At 45.0% G+C, this 251-nt stretch carries 1 pseudogene; it reads left to right on the top strand.

The annotated features are described in order from the left end of the window. A pseudogene (locus AB4585_RS27595) lies at positions 1–231 on the top strand (hypothetical protein); the annotation flags it as partial. Positions 232–251: the final 20 nt, after the last annotated feature.

Here is a 251-nt window from a genome sequence, read left to right as displayed (position 1 = left end):
ATTTGTGGCACTGATGGTCTAGGTACAGCTGCTAACCCTTGGGGTGGTAACTACACTGTGGCGGTAAATACAAACGTAAGTCAGTTTGATGTGACGATCACTAACCTGCCGACAGAGCGTATTTATGAGATCGGTGATGCATTGGCTCCAATTTCTGCTGACCGTTGTTCAAGCTCAGATTCTTGTAGCTCGCTGGACATTTCTGGTTCTCAGATCACAGTTACTTTCTAACTTATGAGAAAGCGTCAAAG

The organism is Vibrio sp. 10N.222.49.C9 (assembly GCF_041474985.1).
Taxonomy (GTDB): domain Bacteria; phylum Pseudomonadota; class Gammaproteobacteria; order Enterobacterales; family Vibrionaceae; genus Vibrio; species Vibrio crassostreae_C.
This window is presented reverse-complemented; position numbering and strand designations above follow the sequence as displayed.